The following is a 16,522-nucleotide window of genomic DNA, read 5'->3' as shown; positions in this document are numbered from 1 at the left end:
ACCTTTTTCTCCATGTTACTATGCGTAATATATAAATTATACAAAACTTTGTTTATTTTGTATAGATTACCGTAACATTTTTGTAAGGTCGTTTTTGCTTTTTGGCATTTTTACTATTTTTATCTTGCCGCTTCACATATTAAAGGATATTTTTTGTGCAGATTTTCATAGTTCTTCCAATAACATCATCAGTTCATCTAATGTCTCTGTCTCATTTACTCTGCGCCGGAGATCTGCCGCTCCTGTCAGTCCTTTCGTGTACCAGGCTACATGTTTGCGCATCTCCCGCATTCCCGCAAATTCTCCGCGATACTGAATCTGAAGCTTTGAATGCCTGAGGATCATATTCCGTATTGCCTCTTTATCAGGTCTGGGCGGAGTTACTCCGTTTTTTTCCTTGCCGATCATTTCCGAAAAGATCCACGGGTTTCCCTGTGCGCCTCTTGCGATCATAATTCCGTCGCATCCTGTCGTTTGAACAAGTTCTTCTGCTTTTTCCGGTGTAGTGACATCGCCGTTTCCGATTACAGGAATGGAAACCGCCTCTTTCACCTGCCTGATAATGTCCCAGTCCGCCTCTCCGCTATAATACTGCTCTCTCGTCCTTCCGTGAACCGCAACCGCCGACGCTCCCGCTTCTTCCGCCGCTCTTGCGACTTCGACTGCATTTACATGCGCATCGTCGAACCCTTTTCGGATTTTTACCGTAACGGGCTTCTCTATTGCTTTAACGATCGCGTTTACAATCTCATAAACAAGAGAGGGGTTTTTCATCAAAGCAGACCCCTCCCCGTTTTTTACAACTTTCGGTACCGGACACCCCATATTGATATCGAGAATCGCAAAAGGACGTTCTTCAATTCTTTTCGCCATCTCGCTCATAATCTTCGGATCAGAACCAAACAACTGCAAAGATACCGGCTGCTCTTCTGGATGTATTTCCATGAGTTTCTCTGTATTTTTATTTTGATACAAAATTGCTTTTGCACTAACCATTTCCATCCCTAAAAGACCCGCTCCCTGTTCCTTGCACAGCAAACGAAAAGGCAGGTCTGTCACCCCTGCCATAGGTCCTAATAGGTATCGGTTTTCCAATTCTACATTTCCTATTTTCAGCTTCTTCATCTTTTTTTCTGCACTTTCTCATGAATCATTCGCAAGCCGTTCAGTGTAAGCTGTGGATCATACAGATCTATGCATTCTGTTTCATCGGCGATAATTTTACCCAGCCCGCCTGTGGCAATCACATAGGCATTTTTATATCCCGACTCTTCTTTCATTTTTTTTACTATATATTCCGTCTGTCCGATCGCTCCGTATACAAGTCCTGCCTGCATTCCGCTAATCGTCTCCGATGCAAGCACGGATTCCGGTCTTCGGATCTGAATCGCCGGAAGCATCGCCGCTCCGTCCCACAGAGAACGTCCTGCCGTTTCAATGCCCGGGGCGATCACACATGCTTCAAGCGTACATTCAGGACCTATCAAATCATACGTCGTAGCCGTTCCGAAATCAACCACGATCGCAGGTCCTCCTGCAATAGCATACCCCGCTGCCGCATTGACGATTCTGTCCGGTCCTGTCCGCGTCGGATTTTCAGTCACAACACGAACTCCTGTATCTGTCTGAGAAGATACGATCATCGGTTCCGTTCCTAAATATTTGATAATACCGCTTGTAAAAGAGTGCATAATGTCGGGGACAACCGACGCAACGATCACCGAATCGATCTGCTTTGAGTCGATTCCTCTGTGCTCCAGTATTCCGCATATGGTGAATCCGTATTCGTCTGATGTCCTCGCCCGTTTTGTCGTCATACGGAACATACCGAGCAGGAACTCTTCCTCGAACACACCCATTGTAATATTTGTATTTCCTATATCAATCGTAAGAAGCATTGTCTTCTTCCTCCCGCTGTACCGAATCTTTTCATCGGTATTTTCCAAAAATATATTCAATATATATTTTCGATTTTATCTGATCGGCCGATCAACATTCTGCCGTCAATATTTCATAACTTTGTTCAAAGCTCTCTCCCGGCTTCACTTTATTGATATATGGTTTTTCCGAAAGTTCTTTGTCAAAGCCGACATCGTCGCACCGTCCCATCCACGGTTCAAGACAGACGAAAGGAGCGTCTTTCACAGACCAAATGCCGAAATTCGGAAATCCTTTACATTTCATGCCTACATATGGTTCTCCACCTTTGTGACAGAGCCATACTTCGTCAAACTGACCGCCGTCAAAAATCAGTGCGTCGTGTTCAAACATTTCCTCATTCAAAGCGCAGAATCCATCTTCCAGCTCCAGCTTGTACACTGTGCCGGGATCGGCTACACATTCGGAGAGATCTACCAGAATATATTCAAGTGCCTTTTTATCCGGAAATCTCAACTTATAATCCGTCTTTTTCTCATCCGCTTTTTGAAAACGGAAAGCCGGATGCCCACCGATCGTAAAATACATATCGTCGTCTCCGGTATTGTGCACTTCCCATTTCACGATCAGGCTGTTTTCTTTGAGAATATATGTAACGATCAGTTCAAAATCAAAGGGATATACTTCTTTTGTTTCTTCCCCTGATGAGAACAAAAACGCTGCCTTATCGGGCTTTGTACAGATGCATTTAAAATCGTTATCCCTTGCGAATCCGTGTCCTGACGTCGGATAAGATATTCCGTTAATCTTTACTTTATTTTTATAGGTTTTTCCTACGTTCGGGAAAAGGATCGGGGAATGTCTTTTCCAATACGTGGGATTTCCCTCCCACAGAAGTTCCGTCTCTTTCTTTTTATCATATATACGGGTAACCTCAGCCCCATGCTCTGAAATCTCAATACAGAGCCGTTCGTTTTCCATTTTCATTGCCTCTGTCTCCTTTTCCCTGAATACTTTCTTTTGCTTTTACACTGCCCGATCCACATCCGGTTCAGGCAGCGCATGTCCTGCCTTCACATATCTCATTTACCGGCATCCGGCACAGATCTTATTTACTGCTGTCTTCCTTGTTATTTGAATTACTGTCGGCATCACTGTCTGAATTTTCTACCTGAACACAATTATCCACAAGGTAATCAAGCACAGCGTCTCTTAAAATCGCAGCTTTCAGCACATCTTCTCCAACCTGTTCTACATAAGCATCCACATCGGCTCCCGCCTGCTCTGCATATTCTTTGAATTTTTCTTTTGTATTCTTTTTCTGACGGCTCAAGTTTCTGCTTTTCCGCGATCAGTTTAATTGCCTCGTCAAACGCCGCTGTCTGCTGTGCGCTTTCTTTTACTTTTGAATTAAACTCATCTTCTGTCATCTGCAGATATGTCGTGATGAACTCAGACAATTCAATTCCGTATAATCCTGCCATCTGTGTATAGTAATCTGTCATCTGCTTTTTCTGTTCTTCCACAGCGTCTTTCGGATATTTTTTCACATCGATCTCTTCGAGAAGCGCTTCCTGGATCTCTGATTTTAATGTTGTCTCATTTGCTGTCTCCGCGCTGCTTTCAATCTGTTTACGGACTTCTTTGCGGTATTCGTCCGCTGTTTTTGCCGTCTTGCTGTTGCTTGCCACCCACTCGTCTGTCAATTCCGGAATGTTTTGTTTGTAAATTTCATTCAATACGATGTGGAAACGTGCAACTTTTCCTGCCACATCTGTTCCCGGATAAGAATCCGAAAACTTCACTTCTATATCGAATTCTTCTCCTGTACTGTGTCCGATGATCTGATCTTCAAATCCGGCATAACCGCCCTCTGCTCCGATAAAGCTTCCGCTTCCGAGCTCCAGATCGGATCCCGTCGCTGTTCCCCCTTCAAATGCCACATCATCGATATATCCTGTATAGTCAATGTTTACCCAATCGCCTTTTTCCGCCGCACGATCTTTGATCGGCTCTTTTTCTGCCGCCGCATTTAAGTTTGCCTGAACAGACTGCTCAACCTGCTCATCTGTCACTTCAACCTTTTCTACCTGTGCAACTTCAAGACCTTTATACTGCTTTACCGTTACATAGTCGTTTGACAATGTTTTACTTCCGCATCCTACAACGGAAAGAGCCACCATTGCCGCAAGCATCATTGATACAATTCTTTTTTTCATAATAATCTCCTTTTTTGTCCGCGTTTTATACGCGTCTTTTATTTATATTTATTTTTACTGCATGCATATTTGCCGTACGTTTTTTTGATTTTCACGTACGAGTTCCATCTATATACGCCTGATCTTTCCTTTATCATCCTTTTACAAAAGCGGGGAAAGCAAGCGCGAAAACTGTTCTTTCGCTTTTATGACAAGTCCTCTTTCATCATATACTTTCCTTGTCACCTGCGTACACAGCGTCATATCGTTTTCAAACGCACGTTCCAATCTTTGTACTGTACGCTCGCTGTAAATCACTGCGTTCACCTCAAAATTCAACCCAAAACTCCGAAAGTCCATATTTGCCGTTCCGACACATGCGACCATGCCGTCGATACTCAATGTCTTAGCGTGAAGAAATCCGTTGTTGTACACATAGCATTTTGCTCCGGCGGCAACCATCTCTCCGATATAAGAGTAAGTCGCCCAGTAAACAAACGGATGATCCGGCTTGCACGGTATCATGATCCGCACATCAACGCCTGATTTTGCGGCGATTTTCAAAGCGTCCAAGATCGAATCGTCCGGTATAAAGTACGGCGTCTGGATATAGACATGATCCTGTGCCCTATGAATAAGTCGTAAGTAATTGTCGTGGATCATCTTCGTTTTCGAGTCCGGTCCGCTTGATATGATCTGCACCGGATCTCTTCCGTTTCTCGTATATTGCGGAATTTCAAACAATGAATCTTCTAAAAACAAGTTTTCTTTCGCCGCATAATTCCAATCGAGAACAAACCGGACTGCCAGCGACGTTACCGCCGCGCCTTCGATACACAGATGGGTATCCCGCCAATAACCGAATTTCTTATCCCGTCCGAGATACTCTCTTCCGACGTTAAATCCTCCTACAAAACCGACTCTTCCGTCAATAACAACGATTTTTCTGTGATTCCGGTAATTCACACGAAGCTGCAGCTGCCCAAGCAGCGCCGGGAAGAATTCCGCAACTTGAATTCCTTCTTTTTCGAGGCGCTCCCAGTCACGGTTTTTCATCGTTCTGCATCCCATACTGTCAAAAAGGACACGAACTTCCACGCCTTCTCTCGCTTTTTGAATAAGTACCTTCTCTACTTCCTGCCACAATTCATCGTTGCGGATAATGTAATACTGCATGTGGATATATCTCTTCGCCTGCTTCATCTCTTCTATAAGCGCACGGAACTTCTCTTTTCCGTCCGTATAAACGCGAATATCGTTATTATCTGTCAGAACCGCTTCCCCGGCTTCCAGATTATAAAGAATCAGATCTTTAAACCTTGACATCTCCGGATTCGCCATGCGAAGCCGTTTATAATAAATCGTCTCCTCCTGCCGCCGGACTGCATATTTTAGTTCACCTTCGATCTCTTTTGCTTTAAACATCCTGCTCTTGTGGAAATCCTGTCCGATGATCAAATACATAACAAATCCGAGGATCGGTATAAAATAAAGCAAAAGCAGCCATGTCCAAACAGTCTGCGGGGATCTGCGCTGAAAAAAGACGATGACCAGCGCAAGGAAAATATTGATCAGAACAATATTATCCATAATAAAATTATAGACACTCACCGCTGCGTTCCAAATCATTTCTGCCATAAATAATATAACTCCTTTTTATGTACTTTCATGTACTATAACAGTATACTCGTTCACCTACTCAAAAGTAAACCCCTTTTTACTTGCACTACACAAAAAACAATGTTACAATGATATTTGCGTAAATGCGGAAAATAACATTATACAGTAGGATTTAGGAGGAGTTGTCATGAGTACATTCACCATTGTGATGATCGTCATTCTCGTGATATTGATCGGGGTGCTCGTCGGTCTTTACATTTTCGGAAAGAAGGCCGAGAAAAAACAGGCGGAACAGCAGGAGCAGATGGCAGCGGCGGCACAAGTTGTCAGCATGCTCATCATCGATAAAAAGAAACTAAGATTAAAAGAAGCGGGACTTCCGCAGATGGTCGTAGACAATACGCCGAAGTATCTTCGCCGTACAAAAGTTCCGGTCGTAAAAGCAAAGATCGGCGCAAAGATCATGACTCTTATGTGCGAGAACAAAGTGTTTGAAGTTCTTCCGGTGAAAAAAGAAGTCAAAGCGGTTGTAAGCGGACTCTACATAACAGAGATCAAAAGCGTACGCGGCGGTTCTATCGAACAGCCTGAAAAGAAAAAAGGATTTTTCAAAAAATAATTAAAAAGCAAAAAAACAGACGTCACGAAGGAATATTCCTTTTCTGCTGCGTCTGTTTTTTGTTATTTTTCTTTCCTACCGGATATCCAGCTGCATGGAGACCCCTTTACTGTTTCGCGGCACAATGCTCATATTAATGCGACAGTCTGCCATAGGTTCGTGATTTACATCTAATTCATAAGCGACTTTAACGCCGATCTGATCTTCGTCTACGCTGATCTCCATATTTTTTGTATTTACGCCTACCAGCATCTGACCATAAGGTGTCTTATAATATGTCAGATTTTTTTTATTTTTTTCAAATACCATATGAGAGGAAGTAACTCCGCTTTTCATAATTTCAAGACAGTCCGTTCCCGTGATCTTGATCTTATTTTTAATCGTGCCTGCCATTCCTTCAAGAACTTCATCATAGAGAATATAATGTTTTCCATTCCGGCAGTAATAATTTGCCGGAGTCACAACTTCAATCCCATCTTCTCCGACTTCATATCCCCTTGCAGGATCGTCCATAATATCGATATGTTTCCCCGAAATGCTGACTAATACATCTTTTGTCATCAATCTAATACTCCTCAATATTCACTACATTCGTTGTCGGCACGTCAAACGGCATTACTGTATTTGCGAATCTGCGGAATTTTTCCGCCGCATCACTTACATAAAAGGAGTATACACTGTGCTGTGCATCTGTCCCGTCATTTGCCATTTCTTTTTCATACAAAAGCTTTTTCAGATCCATAGCCGTTTCATATGCCGGATTCACAATCTTGATCTCCTCTCCGAGATAATCGCGGATCTTAGATCTAAGAAGAGGGTAGTGGGTGCACCCCAAAATCATAGCGTCAATCTGTGTGTGCCGCATTGACTCCAAATAATATTCGATCACTTCTTCTGTAACAACATGTTCCTTAAACCCTTCTTCCACCAGCGGAACAAACAGCGGACATGCCTTTTCGATCACTTCAATATCCGGAGCCATGCTTTGGATGACTTTCGTGTACATTCCGCTCTGTACAGTCGCATCCGTTCCTATAACTCCGACTTTCTGATTCCGGGTTGTCTCTACAGCCGCTCTTGCGCCCGGGATCACAACACCCATGATAGGGATATCAAATTCATCTCTCACGGCATCCAGCGCCAAAGCGCTCGCCGTATTACAGGCAATAACGATCGCTTTTACCTGCTTTGTTTTCAAAAAGCGTATAATCTGCTCTGAAAAACGGATGATTGTATTCTGCGACTTACTTCCGTACGGAACTCTTGCCGTGTCTCCAAAGTATACGATATTTTCATTCGGAAGCTGCCGGGAAATCTCCCTCGCAACCGTAAGTCCGCCCACTCCGGAATCAAAAACTCCGACAGGCGCGGTCTTTTTGCAGTCCATTTGCATGATTCCCTCCATCGTGCAAACAGCCGGTATAAATTTATACCGGCATGTTTTTAGAAATATATGTCTGTTTTTTCTTACAGTGCAAGTGTTTTTGCCACTTCGTACTGATACTCGGATACTGTTTTTTTCATAGCCAGAGCTTCTTCGATATCATAGTCTACATACTCGCCGTTCTTATATCCTACTACACGGTTTGTTTTTCCCTGACAAAGAAGATCAACTGCCATAGATCCCATGATCGAAGCATATACTCTGTCTTTACATGTCGGGCTTCCTCCACGCTGCATATGTCCGAGAATAGTCGCTCTCGTCTCAATACCCGTCGCCGCCTCGATTCTCTTTGCCATGTTGATCGAATCGCCGATACCTTCCGCATTGATGATAATGTAATTTTTCTTACCGCGTTTTTTATTTTTCAAAATATCATCAATGATCTCCTGCTCGTCAAAGTCATGCTCTTCCGGCATAAGGATACGTTCTGCTCCATTGGCAATACCGCACCACAAAGCAAGATATCCCGCGTCACGCCCCATAACTTCGATGATGCTGCATCTTTCATGAGACGTCGAAGTATCACGTACTTTATCGATCGCTTCCATCGCCGTATTTACAGCAGTATCAAATCCGATCGTGTAATCTGTGCAGGCAATATCAAGATCGATCGTTCCCGGAATGCCGATCGTATTTACGCCGAGGTTCGCAAGTTTCTGAGCTCCGGCAAAAGAACCGTCTCCTCCGATAACTACAAGTCCGTCGATACCGTATTTTTTACAGATTGCAGCCGCTTTCTGCTGTCCTTCTTCCGTACGCATAGATTTACAACGCGCCGTCTGAAGGAACGTACCTCCGCGCTGGATCTTCTCAGACACATCGCGCGCTGAAAGATCAATGATCTCCTCCTTCAAAAGTCCGTGAAATCCTCTTCTGATACCACGCACTTTCAGTCCTCTTGAAAGCGCCGTTCTTACGACTGCACGAATAGCCGCGTTCATACCCGGCGCATCACCGCCGCTTGTAAGAACTCCGATTGTACGGATCTGATCTTCAATCTCCTCTAAGTACTTTTCTTTTTGATTCTCTGCCATGATTTTTCCACCTTTCTGCAAAGTGTCGCTATTAATAATATTTATTCATTGTAATTTTTTTAACAATAGTCGAAAATTATTCTACATTATTTAGAAGTGGTTTTCAATAGCTTTTTCAACCACTTTTACCCGACTTTCACCGAAATGGTTCATTAACCTGCTTAAAACCTGCTCATTGATCTGAATATTCCGGTTTTTCGGCAGTCGTTTCACTGCCCGTTCTTTTGCGCAATATATAATAACCTCGTCTTCGCCTTCCGAATCTGCCAGGTATCCGTAAACGATCTGTTCTTCATCAAGAAACGTCTCTTTATCCGGAAATTGAATCCACAATTCTCGTTTTGTCCTCTCAAAGGGGATCACTTTCTCACAGATCAGCTTACTTGCCTTCTCGTCTTCTTCCGAAACCCTTCCGCTGATAAACACTTTCTCGTTTATTTCAAGCCATTGACGATTTTTCTCGTAATCTCTCGGAAAAATAACAACTTCCACAGTGCCGAGCAAATCTTCCAGCGTAAGGAACGCCATCACCTGATTCGTCTTTGTGTACTTGACCGTCTTGTCAACGATCATCCCTCCGACAACCGACTTTTCTCCGTCATGCACCTTCGTTCTATTCAGCTCCTCGTCAAACTGAAAATCTGCCGTTGTAGCCGAAATCATCCGCCGCCATCTCTCCTCGTGCTCCTCAAGCGGATGACCGCTTATATAAACGCCGAGCACCTCTTTTTCAAACGCAAGCTTATTTTCTTTTGAATACTCGCCTACATCAGGCATTCTGATCTGAAAATCCGCCTTTTCTTCTTCTCCCACAAGATCAAACAAACTCATTTGACCGGACATGGAATATTTTTTCTCCTGATTCACATGATCCATGATCTGAATATAAATACTCATGAATTGTTTTCGGGTTCCGCCTAAAGTATCCAACGCCCCTGCTTTGATCAGATTTTCAATAGTTCTCTTGTTCAGTCCTTCTTTCGATGAAACACGGGTAATAAAATCTTCAAGATTTTTATATGGACCAAATGTCCTGCGTTCTTCGAGCATCGCCCTAACAACCGGTCTCCCGACACTTTTGATCGCAGACAGCCCGTATCTTATATTCCCTTCGTCAACCGAAAAATCCGCTTCTCCGTTATTAATGTCAGGAGGAAGGATCTGAATGCCCATCTGCCGGCTTGCATAAATATATTCAGCTACTTTCGACGGATTGTCTATCACCGATGTCATAAGAGCCGCCATATATTCAACAGGATAATAATATTTCAGCCACGCAGTCTGATATGCCACAACCGCATATGCGGCCGCATGCGACTTATTAAACGCATAGTTTGCAAAGTCAAGCATCTCATCATAAATCTTATTCGCAACCTGCTCGTCAATTCCGTTTTTTACACATCCCGGAATACCGGAAGCCTCGTCACCGTACAGGAAAATCTGCCGTTCCCGTTTCATCTCTTCGCCTTTTTTCTTTGACATGGCGCGCCTCAAAAGATCGCTTCTTCCGAGGGAATATCCCGCAAGGTCGCGAACGATCTGCATGACCTGTTCCTGATAAACGATACAGCCGTATGTCGAATTCAGGATCGGCTCTAACTGCGGGCAGTCATATGAAATTGAAGAGGCGTCGTTTTTCCCTTTGATGTACTGCGGAATAAAATCCATCGGACCGGGGCGATATAGAGAGATTCCGGCGATCATATCTTCCAGACTGTTCGGTTTCAGCTCTTTCATAAAGCTTTTCATTCCCGCGCTTTCCAACTGGAAGATGCCGTCTGTTTTTCCGGTCCCGATATATTCAAGCACTTTTTTATCATCATAATCCAGCGTGTCCATATTTACCGAAGGATCTTTTTTTCTCGCCATAAGAACCGCATTTTGTATAACCGTCAACGTACGAAGTCCCAGAAAATCCATTTTCAAAAGTCCGAGCTGTTCCAGTGTCGTCATCGTAAACTGGGTCGTCACCGAGCCGTCCGCCGCTCTCGACAACGGCACATATTCGTCAACAGACTTCTGACTGATCACGACTCCGGCCGCATGCATAGAACTATGTCTCGGAAGTCCTTCCAGTCTTTTCGCCATCTCGATAAGATATTTTACTTCCTCATCATCTTCACACATCTTGCGCAGTTCAGGATTTACCTTCAACGCTTTTTCAATCGTCATCTTCGGCTCCTGCGGTATCATCTTCGCAATCGAATCGACAAAAGCATACGGCATATCCATCACACGCCCCACATCTCGAATCACACCTCTTGCCGCCAGCGTTCCGAATGTCACGATCTGAACCACTCTGTCTTTTCCGTATTTTCCCACAACATAATCGATCACTTCCTGTCTGCGTTCATAACAAAAGTCAACGTCGATATCGGGCATAGAAACACGTTCGGGATTTAAAAAACGCTCGAACAAAAGCTGATATCTGATCGGGTCGATCGTCGTAATTCCCAGGCAGTAGGAAACAATACTTCCCGCTGCAGACCCCCGGCCCGGTCCGACTGCGATCCCATGATCTTTCGCATATTTTATAAAATCCCACACGATCAGGAAATAGTCTACATACCCCATATTTTTGATCGTGCCCAATTCATAATCAAGCCGTTCCCGAAGTTCATCCGCCCGTTCTGCATAGCGTTTCTCAAGTCCTTCGTAACACAGTTTCCGTAAGTATTCCCACGATGTATATCCGTCCGGGACGTCATATTTGGGAAGCTTTGTTACCCCGAACTCAATCTCCACTAAACAGCGGTCCGCAATCTTCTGCGTATTTTCAAGCGCCTGAAGCGCATACGGAAAAAGACTTTTCATCTCTTCTTCAGACTTGATGTAATACTGTCCGCCTTCATATCTCATCCTGTTCTCATCCGCCAGCCTTTTCCCTGTCTGGATACACAAAAGGATATCATGCGCTTTTTCGTCTTTCGCATAAGTATAATGCACATCATTCGTCGCCACAAGTTCGATCCCAGTTTCCCGGGACATTTTCAAAAGCTGTTGATTTACAAGACCCTGATCAGGCAGACCGTGATCCTGCAGTTCTAAATAAAAATGATCTTTTCCAAAGATATCTCTGTACTCCAACGCAGCTTTCTTCGCTTCGTCATATAAGCCTTTCATCAGATATCTCGACACCTCGCCTGCCAGGCAGGCGCTCAGCGCGATAATGCCGCTGTGATATTTTCTGAGAAGTTCTTTATCTACACGGGGTTTGTAATAGTATCCCTCGACAAAGCCTTTTGATACGATTTTCATAAGATTGGCATAACCTTCGTTATTTTCCGCAAGAAGTACAAGGTGATAATACCTGTCTTCTCCTCCGGTCACTTCTCTGTCAAAACGGGAATTCGGCGCGACATAAACTTCACACCCCAAGATCGGATTAATTCCCTGACTTTTCGCCTCTCTGTAAAAATCAATCACTCCGTACATTACTCCGTGATCGGTGATCGCCGCACTGTTCATCCCAAGCTCTTTCACTCTTGCAACATATTCTTTTATCTTGTTAGAACCATCCAGAAGACTGTATTCTGTATGGACATGCAAATGTGCAAAACTCATCTTTCACCTCGTAAGCCGACCCGCAAAAGGTCTATCTGTTCTTGTTTACCGCAAAAATCTTTCCCACCTCGTTGTCGATCTGTATCTTTCCTTGTTTCAGAAGTCTTCCGACCGCACGTTTAAACGCCGCTTTACTCATCCCCATCTCCGACTTAATCCTCTCCGGATCCGCCTTATCTGTAAACGGAAGCATGCCGCCATTCTTTTCAATACGTCCAAACACCTTATCCGCATCCGCATCCATCTGTTCCGGTATCTTCCCGCGTATGCTCAGATCAAGCTTTCCGTCCGGCTTCACAGCCGTCACCCTCGCTTCAATGCGCTGACCGATATACATCTTCCCGTAAACTTCCCGCTTCGGGATCATCGCCGAATACTGATCGTCCACAGCGACAAACACGCCGAAATCCCGACTTAATTCATACACTGTTCCGCTGACCATATCGTCTTTTTTGTACGGTGAATCAGTACGAAGAAGCTGATACACTTTCATCGTCGCACACAGTCTGCCGCTCTTATCTATATAAAGACTAACGAGACATCGATCGCCTTTTTCTACTCTTTCCGTCTGTTCTTTGAACGGAAGCAGAAGTTCTTTTTCCAATCCCCAATCCAAAAATGCTCCGATCCTTCCAACATCCGTCACTTCAAGCACAGCCGTCTTTCCGATCGTAAGCTTCGGTTCATTCGTAGTTGCTATCATACGATCTGATGAATCTTTATATAAAAACACCTCTATCGGATCTCCGACTTCTATCCCTTGCGGCACCTGCTTTTTAGGCAGAAGCACCCTCTCTTCGTCGTTGCCCAGATATACGCCGAAATCAACGATCTTCACAACAGTCAGAACTTGTTTTTCTCCCAGTTTCATACATTTTCTCCTTTATTGTTCTGAAACAAAACTTTCTATTTATTGTATCACACCCGGATCGATTGTTCCATACTCTCCGTCAAATCCGGAGTTCCATTTTATCTTCCCTTTCCGAAGTTTGTCAACCAGACATCCCGTCTGTTCCCCTGCCGTCCGGCTGATCTGTTCTACAGGTATCTTTCGCAGCACTTCAAATTCAGGACCAAGCTGCACAAGAAGCCGCATATACTCTCGTTCTGTACGTTTCCCTTTCACAGCAAATCCATTTGCCATGGCAATCACTTCCTTAAGCGGGATCAGACTCTCAAACGGTTCTTTCCCCGCCGCAGACTTCGCCTCCTCTTCCGATCTGTCTGCCATCTCCTCGATTCTGTGAGCCACTCCTACCGTCACCGCGCGCCCGCATACAGGACATACTCCTCCATGTGCTTTCGTCTCCGCAGGAGTAAAACAAACTCCGCATTTTCGATGTCCATCCAAATGATACTTTCCTTCCTGAGGGAAAAATTCAATCGTTCCGCACAAACCGTTTCCCGTCCGAATCGCCTCTGCAATGCCTCTGTAAGAAAGTTCCACATCAAAAAGAGTCGCTTCCCGACCTAAATTTCCCGGAGAATGAGCGTCCGAATTAGAAATAAGCCGATAATCATCCAATACAGATACTCTTCGGTTCATCAACGGATCTGACGAAAGTCCCGTCTCCATAGCATATACATAGGAAGTCATATCGCCGAAACACTCATCGGGCGTTTCAAATCCCGAAAACTCTCCGAATACCGAAAAATGCGGCGTCCATATATGAGCCGGAATATAAATCGAATTCCCACACTCGTCAAGCGCCAGTTCAAGAAGGTCCCGACAGTCAAGCCGAAGTGTCGGCCGACCGTCCGAACAGATATTTCCAATCTGTGAAAGACGATCCGCGATCCGCTCTGCCGCCTCAAAATCCGGAAGGAGAAGTAGACTGTGCACCTTCCGGGAACGTCCTTCTTTTTTATACACCGAACTGATTTCCCCACTTATAATAAAACGCGGAATCATCTCTTTTTGTCCACGCCCGTATGCGTCGATTTTTTTCCCGTCCGCTTCATCATAAAGTCTGTATTCTTCTTTCAATATATATAATCCATCTTCCGCAGGAGCCAGCTTTTCTTTTAACTCCGCCCGCCATGCCGGATGTGTAAAATCACCTGTCCCAACAATATGAATTCCTTTTCTCCTTGCCCATAAATCAAGATATTCCAGCGTACATGTCTTGCTCGTCGCATAAGAATAGCGGGAATGGATATGAAAATCTGCAATATACATTTTATCTCCCCGATCTGATTTTGCGGTATTTTCCGCATTTTAGGTAAATAGTTCAGCCATACAGCGTCCGTCTATGAGTAAAACAGTGGCATCAGCCATGATAAGCACACAGTGCGGTTTTACGAATAGCGCGGGCTGAACTGTTACCATTTTAATTCATTTATTTTATAATCCCTTCCGCATTTGATGCCATTGTTCTCCGCCCCAAGATGAATCCGATATCCCTTCATCTTCAAAGCCCATCTTTTTGTACATCTCGACTTTTGCGTCAAGACATGTCAGGATCAACGCACATCTCCCCTGCTGCCTTTGTATCCCGGAATACCGCCGCATCAGTTCTGATGCCACTCCGATTCCCCGGTACTTCGGCAAAACTGCAAGACCGAGTATCATCACGTTATCACCTGTCGGATCATGCAAGTCTGCATTCCTGAAAAATTCATCTTTCAAACAATCCCCGTCCGTTGCCAGACCATTCAAAAAACCTGCCACTTCACCGCTTTTTCTGTCAACCGCCACAAAAAACAATTCCCGAATCTTAAGAGCCCGCTGCTTCATCATCTCTTCGGTACACGCCTCGTTAGGAGGGAAACATACTCTTTCGACAGACGCAGCCTGCACAGCTTCCTCAGAGAATATAGTTCGGAACTCGAATCTTTCTTCAAGCTTTATTTTTTCATTTATTATAATACTTTGCTCAAAATCTCTCATGTCATACACTCCTGCACTCTCTGCCGTCATATAACACAGCAGCAGATCTTCTTTTTAAATTGTAGTATACTGTCTGAGGAAATTCAAGGAAAAGAACTCTCTTCCTCCGTTCCTGTTTGCTTATTTACACCAAACATATTAAACTATACTCAAACCTGCCACTACATAATTACCGGAAGCACTAAACGACACATTTCAGTATTGTGAAAAGCCACCGTTCCAGCAAACAGCTCCTAATACCACTGTTCCACCTGACAGTCTGCCCACACCTTATAATGATCCGCTCCTTATAATAATGAGAAACAAGAGGAAACAATGATATACGAAATAAAAGACACAAACAAAATTTCACCTTTATTTGGACACTGGGAAGAAACCCTTATCTGGTCATGCCTGCAGGGAATCATGGGGAAAATATATGCAAACGACCTCACCGCCCCTACTGCGGCTATGGCCGTGATCGGGGATTTCACCTTTTTCGCAGGCGAACCATGCCCGGAACTGATCGCTTATAGACCGCCCCACTGTACTCAAAACTTTATGATCGCCGTTCCTCAAAATAAACTTTGGGAAAACATGCTCACTCAATTTTACGGTAAAAAAGCAAAAATAATTTCTCGCTACGCAACAAAAAAGGAACCTCCTATTTTCAATAAACATCATTTAGAAAAAATCGTCGCTTCCCTGCCAAAACAATATACACTTTCCATGATCGACTCGCACTTTTACAAATTATGCAAATCAGAAGCATGGAGCAAAGATCTCGTATCACAATTTTCAACTTACGAAAAATACCGCCGTCTCGGAATAGGCGTTGTAATATCCAAAGACGGGCTGATCATATCCGGTGCTTCATCCTACTCCAGATATCAAAACGGCATCGAAATCGAAATTGACACACGAAAAGAATACCGGAGAAACGGCTTTGCCTGCATATGCGCCGCAAAACTGATCTTAGAATGCTTAAAGCGGAACTTATATCCCAGTTGGGATGCACATAACAAAGCATCCGCCGCACTGGCAGAAAAATTAGGGTATCATTACAGTCACGCTTATACGGCGTTGGAAATATGGGATTATTAAGATTATTGTAGATTCGGTTTCTAATCCTGCCGGCGACGTGGAGAAAAGAGCAATGGATAATATCTAAAATTCCTGTTTGAACATCGTTCAAATGAACGTATGTCGGATGAAGAATTTCAAAATTATTGTCATTTGATTGTCACTAGACATAGAGAGCCAAGAAAGCCCGCAAAATAGGCATTTCTTGGCTCT

14 protein-coding genes are annotated in these 16,522 nt (G+C 44.1%); 2 read left to right on the top strand and 12 right to left on the bottom strand.

The features are described 5' to 3' along the window. Positions 1–165 precede the first annotated feature (165 nt). The 5 genes from dusB to cls form a co-directional block, all read right to left on the bottom strand. Positions 166–1,125: a tRNA dihydrouridine synthase DusB gene (gene dusB, locus RUMTOR_RS09285; protein ID WP_004847407.1), complete on the bottom strand. Its 960-nt coding sequence runs from the start codon at positions 1,123–1,125 to the stop codon at positions 166–168. Further along, the gene (locus RUMTOR_RS09280) at positions 1,122–1,898 is read right to left on the bottom strand and encodes a type III pantothenate kinase (protein WP_004847405.1); all 777 of its coding nucleotides are present in this window, start codon (positions 1,896–1,898) and stop codon (positions 1,122–1,124) included. Before RUMTOR_RS09280 ends, dusB begins: the two co-directional genes overlap by 4 nt. 91 nt (positions 1,899–1,989) lie before the next feature. Next, positions 1,990–2,865 carry an aldose 1-epimerase family protein gene (locus tag RUMTOR_RS09275; protein WP_004847403.1) on the bottom strand — a complete coding sequence of 292 codons (876 nt, stop codon included), beginning with the start codon at positions 2,863–2,865 and terminating at the stop codon, positions 1,990–1,992. A gap of 209 nt (positions 2,866–3,074) precedes the next feature. Then, positions 3,075–4,097, bottom strand: a complete 1,023-nt coding sequence (gene tig, locus RUMTOR_RS09270; protein ID WP_004847399.1) for a trigger factor — start codon at positions 4,095–4,097, stop codon at positions 3,075–3,077. Between the two features lie 141 nt (positions 4,098–4,238). Further along, on the bottom strand, positions 4,239–5,714 hold the full coding sequence (gene cls / locus RUMTOR_RS09265) for a cardiolipin synthase (protein WP_004847397.1): 1,476 nt from the start codon (positions 5,712–5,714) through the stop codon (positions 4,239–4,241). A gap of 169 nt (positions 5,715–5,883) precedes the next feature. On the opposite strand from cls, the gene RUMTOR_RS09260 reads away from it, so the two are divergent. Then, complete coding sequence (locus tag RUMTOR_RS09260) at positions 5,884–6,315, top strand: hypothetical protein (RefSeq protein WP_004847395.1); 432 nt, start codon at positions 5,884–5,886, stop codon at positions 6,313–6,315. A 75-nt stretch (positions 6,316–6,390) separates the two neighbouring features. Here the strand turns inward: RUMTOR_RS09260 and RUMTOR_RS09255 are convergent, their stop codons facing one another. The 7 genes from RUMTOR_RS09255 to RUMTOR_RS09225 all read right to left on the bottom strand — a co-directional run bounded on the left by RUMTOR_RS09255 (position 6,391) and on the right by RUMTOR_RS09225 (position 15,247). Next, complete coding sequence (locus RUMTOR_RS09255; protein ID WP_004847393.1) at positions 6,391–6,876, bottom strand: YwiB family protein; 486 nt, start codon at positions 6,874–6,876, stop codon at positions 6,391–6,393. 4 nt (positions 6,877–6,880) lie between these two features. Beyond that, the gene (murI, locus tag RUMTOR_RS09250; RefSeq protein ID WP_009242435.1) at positions 6,881–7,708 is read right to left on the bottom strand and encodes a glutamate racemase; all 828 of its coding nucleotides are present in this window, start codon (positions 7,706–7,708) and stop codon (positions 6,881–6,883) included. Positions 7,709–7,782: 74 nt separating this feature from the next. Beyond that, positions 7,783–8,793, bottom strand: a complete 1,011-nt coding sequence (gene pfkA, locus RUMTOR_RS09245; protein ID WP_004847387.1) for a 6-phosphofructokinase — start codon at positions 8,791–8,793, stop codon at positions 7,783–7,785. 90 nt (positions 8,794–8,883) lie between these two features. Continuing rightward, the gene (locus RUMTOR_RS09240; RefSeq protein WP_004847385.1) at positions 8,884–12,357 is read right to left on the bottom strand and encodes a DNA polymerase III subunit alpha; all 3,474 of its coding nucleotides are present in this window, start codon (positions 12,355–12,357) and stop codon (positions 8,884–8,886) included. A gap of 31 nt (positions 12,358–12,388) precedes the next feature. Further along, a complete protein-coding gene (locus RUMTOR_RS09235; RefSeq protein WP_004847381.1) occupies positions 12,389–13,228 on the bottom strand; it encodes a CvfB family protein in 840 nt (279 codons plus the stop codon). Between the two features lie 39 nt (positions 13,229–13,267). Then, entirely contained in the window at positions 13,268–14,536 is a 1,269-nt protein-coding gene (locus RUMTOR_RS09230; protein ID WP_004847378.1) for an endonuclease Q family protein, read from the bottom strand. Between the two features lie 165 nt (positions 14,537–14,701). Next, positions 14,702–15,247, bottom strand: coding sequence for a GNAT family N-acetyltransferase (locus tag RUMTOR_RS09225; RefSeq protein WP_009242437.1), 546 nt, complete (start codon positions 15,245–15,247; stop codon positions 14,702–14,704). 315 nt (positions 15,248–15,562) lie between these two features. On the opposite strand from RUMTOR_RS09225, the gene RUMTOR_RS09220 reads away from it, so the two are divergent. Further along, on the top strand, positions 15,563–16,330 hold the full coding sequence (locus RUMTOR_RS09220) for a GNAT family N-acetyltransferase (RefSeq protein WP_004847374.1): 768 nt from the start codon (positions 15,563–15,565) through the stop codon (positions 16,328–16,330). The last annotated feature ends 192 nt before the right edge of the window (positions 16,331–16,522 follow it).

It is taken from the genome of [Ruminococcus] torques ATCC 27756 (assembly GCF_000153925.1).
Lineage (GTDB): Bacteria > Bacillota > Clostridia > Lachnospirales > Lachnospiraceae > Mediterraneibacter > Mediterraneibacter torques.
Note: the sequence above shows the minus strand (reverse complement) of the source record. Positions and strands in the feature narration are given on the sequence as shown.

What these genes read in the sequence shown, in the direction of transcription:
- dusB (WP_004847407.1), bottom strand. Translation starts at nt 1,125, where the DNA reads ATGAAGAAGCTGAAAATAGGAAATGTAGAATTGGAAAACCGATACCTA.
- RUMTOR_RS09280 (WP_004847405.1), bottom strand. Translation starts at nt 1,898, where the DNA reads ATGCTTCTTACGATTGATATAGGAAATACAAATATTACAATGGGTGTG.
- RUMTOR_RS09275 (WP_004847403.1), bottom strand. Translation starts at nt 2,865, where the DNA reads ATGAAAATGGAAAACGAACGGCTCTGTATTGAGATTTCAGAGCATGGG.
- tig (WP_004847399.1), bottom strand. Translation starts at nt 4,097, where the DNA reads ATGAAAAAAAGAATTGTATCAATGATGCTTGCGGCAATGGTGGCTCTT.
- cls (WP_004847397.1), bottom strand. Translation starts at nt 5,714, where the DNA reads ATGGCAGAAATGATTTGGAACGCAGCGGTGAGTGTCTATAATTTTATT.
- RUMTOR_RS09260 (WP_004847395.1), top strand. Translation starts at nt 5,884, where the DNA reads ATGAGTACATTCACCATTGTGATGATCGTCATTCTCGTGATATTGATC.
- RUMTOR_RS09255 (WP_004847393.1), bottom strand. Translation starts at nt 6,876, where the DNA reads ATGACAAAAGATGTATTAGTCAGCATTTCGGGGAAACATATCGATATT.
- murI (WP_009242435.1), bottom strand. Translation starts at nt 7,708, where the DNA reads ATGCAAATGGACTGCAAAAAGACCGCGCCTGTCGGAGTTTTTGATTCC.
- pfkA (WP_004847387.1), bottom strand. Translation starts at nt 8,793, where the DNA reads ATGGCAGAGAATCAAAAAGAAAAGTACTTAGAGGAGATTGAAGATCAG.
- RUMTOR_RS09240 (WP_004847385.1), bottom strand. Translation starts at nt 12,357, where the DNA reads ATGAGTTTTGCACATTTGCATGTCCATACAGAATACAGTCTTCTGGAT.
- RUMTOR_RS09235 (WP_004847381.1), bottom strand. Translation starts at nt 13,228, where the DNA reads ATGAAACTGGGAGAAAAACAAGTTCTGACTGTTGTGAAGATCGTTGAT.
- RUMTOR_RS09230 (WP_004847378.1), bottom strand. Translation starts at nt 14,536, where the DNA reads ATGTATATTGCAGATTTTCATATCCATTCCCGCTATTCTTATGCGACG.
- RUMTOR_RS09225 (WP_009242437.1), bottom strand. Translation starts at nt 15,247, where the DNA reads ATGAGAGATTTTGAGCAAAGTATTATAATAAATGAAAAAATAAAGCTT.
- RUMTOR_RS09220 (WP_004847374.1), top strand. Translation starts at nt 15,563, where the DNA reads ATGATATACGAAATAAAAGACACAAACAAAATTTCACCTTTATTTGGA.